2 protein-coding genes are annotated in these 3587 nt (G+C 47.3%); both read right to left on the reverse strand.

Features of this window, described 5'->3' with window-relative positions; translation table 11 throughout:
• Nucleotides 1-710: 710 nt before the first annotated feature.
• The gene (locus BUA24_RS11510; RefSeq protein WP_072792724.1) at nt 711-1940 is read right to left on the reverse strand and encodes a glycosyltransferase family 2 protein; all 1230 of its coding nucleotides are present in this window, start codon (nt 1938-1940) and stop codon (nt 711-713) included.
• 51 nt (nt 1941-1991) lie between these two features.
• The gene (locus BUA24_RS11515; RefSeq protein ID WP_072792726.1) at nt 1992-3170 is read right to left on the reverse strand and encodes a glycosyltransferase; all 1179 of its coding nucleotides are present in this window, start codon (nt 3168-3170) and stop codon (nt 1992-1994) included.
• Between the last annotated feature and the right edge of the window lie 417 nt (nt 3171-3587).

Consider the following 3587-nt stretch of genomic DNA (forward strand, 5'->3'; position numbering starts at 1 on the left):
AATCAAGACCACTGCGGCCCATTTGTAGTGTCCAAGCCAACCCCTACTAGCCCATCTACCTGGATAGATGTGGGGTTGTTGCGAAAGTTGGGTTGAGGTCCTATTTTCCACATAATTCCCATATACCCTGGCCACAACTAGCAAATCAACACGTTCATGGAATTCGCACAACTATCGGGACACAACCACATGGATGGCAGCCTCGAGACTGCTGATGCAGCTTGCGCCTATAAACAGTGGTTCGACGAAGTAGTACTCCTGGTACCGTCGCAAATGTGAGTTTGGGGAGCAAAGAGCTTGCACCTGGGTCTTCTCGTGAACCAGAGAGAACGATTGCTTCCCTTTTTAAGGGTTGAGAGAGATCCCAACAACAACTCTAATTCAAGCGTCTAAGAGCTGGTACTTCTACGCTTAGCGTGCCTTGTAATCCGTAGCTCCACAGAGTCCAAAGGTTAGGCTACGAGAAGTCGCCTCATTGATGGCATGAAAAGAGCTTAGGATGTCGGTTATATCCAGCCTTTATAAAACATTACCATACATCGAAGCCGTAGCTGCTTTACCGTTTTCAGCCCTATACGATTTTTTCCTGCCTCCATTTCTGTCAGATCCCTCTCTGACATCGAGCGGTCGACTTTTGGGGGCTATCTGTAAATTGTGTGGTAAACATCGTGCGACAACAACACCTGGGCACCAACTAATATACCATCTCTTCAGCTGGCAGATTCTATGTAGCCTATTTCCTGTAGCGCACCGAAACCCCATCGGTCCACAAATCGATTACGGTCACTTATGACTGTTTTGTCTATCCAGGCTCTGAGATCGGACTCATTTGTCGCAACACTTGCCGAAAAACTATGAGACACAAAACTCTCCGACACGTGCTTCGGAGGTTTTCCCTTCTGTCTTAGGCGCATCAACAGATCAGAGTCTTGAAAATATACCAACAGCTCAGGGTCGAAAAAGCACGTTCGAGAGTACGCTATCTGCAACATTGAATCCCTTGACATCGCAAAACACCAAGCCGAAAAGTCCGCTCTCGTTCCTTCAATCGTAGTAGGAAACACCACATACTCGCCTTGATCTATAGCCCTCCTAAGCGGCTCCCACCAGTTAGGTAAAACCTGAACGTCATCATTAATTACCGCAATGTACGGCGTATCACATGCCCTTATCGCAGTGTTCACGGGGACTGAGAATCCTTGAGGTGCATTACCGTTATCAACCAGGATCAACTGAAACGGATCAGTAGTTGACGCCTTTAACGAGGCCACCAGCCTCTGCGCCTTCGAAGAACTCGCATCCAGGGTAGGAACTAGCACAGACAGGATCGGGGTTTCTCCTAGAAATCTAGATAGTAACCTACTCGTATTACTTGTTGCATCCGCCGTTCCAGCACTTGCCACTACAACGCCCTCTCCATAACGGTATAATTCCGCCTTCAGTGTATCAAGGAAGGTTGCTGGCGTTGAAGGGCGGAGTCTTCCTAGCATGGCAATTGTGTCACGTGCTATACCTACCGATGGAGAACTAAAGATATTAATGCTGTCAAGCCCCGTTTCCAAAGAAGCAATCGGGAAAGCAAACAGTGGCTGTGTATCACTCGTCGCACGCTCTAATCTTTCATAAGTTTCCGAACTTAGTCTCGCCTGCGTGTTACTTACAACAATCATATCTGTAGATAGGGCAGATGTAATTTGCATGAACAAAGTCGATATATTCTTACTATAACCATCGATTATCAGTGTTCTTTCTCGCATCTCAAGATCGAGAGCAAGTTGTAAATACGACCTGAGGTACAGTGCATGCTTCATTCCTGCAATCAGAATGACAGTTTGGCTATGCCTCGCTGCATTCAGTACAGCTTCGTAGATGTCAATATAAATATCCTGATCAGTAGCAATTATTAAGTGACTTGCTGACATGGTACCTCTCTCGTCCATAACGCAAACTTTCCGCTCTGAACATTCCGATATAATAGATACAGCAATCTGCTAGGAATTCACGAGAGTCTCTTCAGTTGATATTACCTTCATGCCAAAGTCTACCTCCGCCGCAGCTGCAGCGTTCGTCTCGGAAACCGGCTTCACAAGCACAGCACGTAATTCCCAACCATCGGCCACATAGATATGTCCTAGATCCCACTTCAATATCCCGTAATTCGCATCGGCTCGAAGATCACCTGTGAAGTAATAAATTGATTCTTTGACCCAGAACGACACGTGTGTTGGGTCAGCTATGGCAGTAGGATGCGGAAAAATCGGTACTCTAATCTCAAGGCTACCCCCCGGCACAAGGATTCGATGGCACTCATTCATGACTTCTACACGGGTCACTCCCGCCGGAATATGCTCAAAGACGTGAGAAGCGTAGATATGAGACACAGTGGCATCTTCAAACGGCCAAGGAGTGTCTTCAGCCATGATCTTGAGTCTCTCAGTTCCATGAACAGGATCAAGATTTAGCCAATCTCGTCTGCACTTAGTTCCCCCTCCAAGTTCTAAACACGTATTAGGGGCCACCTCCCAATCTTGTAGGGCGTTCGCCAAGATCCATTTTTCACGGAAAGCTTCATCGTTCGATATAAAGCTCGCCATGTCTCCGAAGCCGCCTCTAGTTCGATGGAAAAGATCGAATCGGTTCCAAACGACCTTCTTACCTTTAGAGCGAGCACTAAAGCAGATGTCAGCGTCGTATCCATGAAATCCCGTGTAAGTGGTCTCGTCAAACCTTAGATTAGCGATCGACCAAGGTGAGAACGCTAGGAAACACCCGTCTAAAGTATCCACGTACATGTCTTGGTCAGAAAAGTCAAGCTCGAAGCGCGACTCTCGGAGCCATCCTCGCCGTTGCCCGAGCCACCAGCTTAGTGTACTCACCCCAACCGCACCGATAGCACCAGCGATTGCGATGTTCTGATCTTCGAAGAGACGCCGCAGCTTTTTGAAAATATCGGCATCTTTGATAGCCAAATCCTCATGAATGAATATTGCTCCCTCGAGTCCTGGCATGGTCCTGAGTGTGTCAAGAGCTTTGTTGTAAGCGATGTGGATTGAAGCCTGATCTCTTAATTCGATAACAACAGTATCGGCTTCTCCATAGCGTAGAATTCCGGGCTTCGCAACAGACGCATACCTATCTTCGGTGCCTATGCACACTACTACGGCAAACACGGACCCTCCAGTGGTTAGTCTTTGACATACACACCACTTGATACTCGGCTGGAAACTTGAGTGGCTTTAGATATCTTCGAAAGCCTCGTGGAACTTCTTGATTCTCTATGACGGCAACATTTTAAAGATTCCGAATTCATATGGTTGACAGACATCACCCACTCAGCTCGGCTGGCAGGAAGATCGATATCTGTGTCGTAAATGAACACCGTAAACAGAAGTCTTTTCAGCCCTTGATACTAACAACGTGGTAGACCACTCGAAACTTGGTCCACCTTGAATGTGAGATCCAATCAGCCTACAAAGGGCAAACAACCCCCTATTTTCCAAGGTTGAGTGGGATAGGAGACCGTCCAGCGGAGTAGGTAGTTCGAGTCGCACTCGAGTGACAGAACAACCATCTAATGGCGGTTTCAA

Source organism: Ferrithrix thermotolerans DSM 19514, from assembly GCF_900128965.1.
Taxonomy (GTDB): domain Bacteria; phylum Actinomycetota; class Acidimicrobiia; order Acidimicrobiales; family Acidimicrobiaceae; genus Ferrithrix; species Ferrithrix thermotolerans.

Bases quoted from the DNA above. Each gene is read 5' to 3' on its own strand.
- BUA24_RS11510 (WP_072792724.1), bottom strand. From the start codon at position 1,940: ATGGACGAGAGAGGTACCATGTCAGCAAGTCACTTAATAATTGCTACT.